Below are 1,368 nucleotides of genomic sequence, written 5' to 3' on the forward strand. Positions count from 1 at the left end.
GCTACGTACGCCAGGACGAGCGCATCGAGGGCGTGGAGCGTGCCCTTGCCAAGGCGCGGGCCGGGGAGTCGGCGGTCCCCACCGGGCACGCCACCGTCGCGGGAGCCGTGAGCCAGCTGCACGAGGCACGCCGGCTCGACAACGACATCGCCGGGGTCGACGCCGCACTGCGCCAGGCGGAGGACAGCCTGCGCATGAACCCCCGGGTACGGGAAGGGCTGATGTTCCGGCTGGTCCTGCGCACGGGCCTGGACACCCTGGAGATCTGCGCCGTCGTACTGCGCGTCTCGGCCCGGGCGCTCACGGACCTGGCGAAGGCGCGCGAGAACGAGCCGCTGTTCTCACCCGCGGTGACCCGGGCCCTTCGGGACCTGTTCGGGCACATGGCGCTGGCCGTCCACAGCTTCTCCCGGCTGATCACTGCACAAGTCACCACGAACGCCGAGGAGCAGGAGGAACGGCTCACGCGGGAGCTGGGCATGGCACGGGAGTCCCGGGACCTGCTGGCGAGCCTGCTGCTGGAGCAGCTGCGCACCGCGCCCGCGCAATGGCAGCTGCACGGCGCCCTGCTCGCCGATGTGGACCGCGTGCTGGACGAACTCGACGTGGACAAGCGGTCCCACCGGCTCATGGAGGAACTGGACCGCCACGCCCGGCTCCGGCGAGGGCGCGGCGGCCGGCTCCCTGGTGTGCTGCGCCGCCGCGGGTGACCCGGGCCGCCAGGACACCCTCCGCCTCGTCGACCTCGCGCGGCTACGTGGTGGCCGCGCCGGACCACCCGTACGAGTCCGACGGCAGGGCGGGCTCGGCAAGCGCCCGCTCCTGCCGCTCGGCGGTGACCCCGCCCTGCCGCCGGCCGACATCGAAGACACCAGCCGGGACGGTGCCTGGCCACGGGTGACGGCTGGAAGCGCCGGCTCACCGTCACCGGCACGGGCCACCCGGGCTTCACGGACTGGCGCCGAGGCCGTGCTCCAGCGGAGCTGACGGCTTCGGCGTCACCTCAGGGGCGGGGGCGTCCGGCCGGGGCTCCCGCCTGCGCGACCTGGCGGCCGGGACGCGGGGCCCGCGGTCCTCGATCTCGAACGACAGCCCGTCCGCCACGAGTTCGGCGCGGACGACCACCTTCGAGCGGGGCGGCGAGAACCGGGTCGCGTTGTCCAGCGGCTCCGCCTGCAGGTGGCCGATCTGACTGATCGCGTGGGGCTCCACGCTCGCCTCGTCCAGTGCCTGCCGTTCGATCCGCCGAAAGTCCTCGACCTCGGCGGCGGCCTCGCGAAGCAGGTCGGCGACGCGCATGGGCTCGGTGTGCGGATCCGGGATGCCGCCGGCGCGGATGAGCAGGTTCTCGATCTGTCGTCGCATCCC

General features: G+C 73.8%; 2 pseudogenes. One reads left to right on the forward strand and one right to left on the reverse strand.

Going from position 1 to position 1,368, the window contains the following annotated elements:
• A pseudogene (locus ABZW32_RS39935) lies at positions 1-710 on the forward strand (hypothetical protein); the annotation flags it as partial.
• A gap of 238 nt (positions 711-948) precedes the next feature.
• Here ABZW32_RS39935 and ABZW32_RS39940 read toward each other — a convergent pair.
• Positions 949-1,368, reverse strand: a pseudogene (locus tag ABZW32_RS39940) (hypothetical protein); the annotation flags it as partial.

The organism is Streptomyces sp. NPDC004667 (assembly GCF_040609475.1).
In the GTDB taxonomy this organism is placed as follows: Bacteria; Actinomycetota; Actinomycetes; order Streptomycetales; family Streptomycetaceae; genus Streptomyces.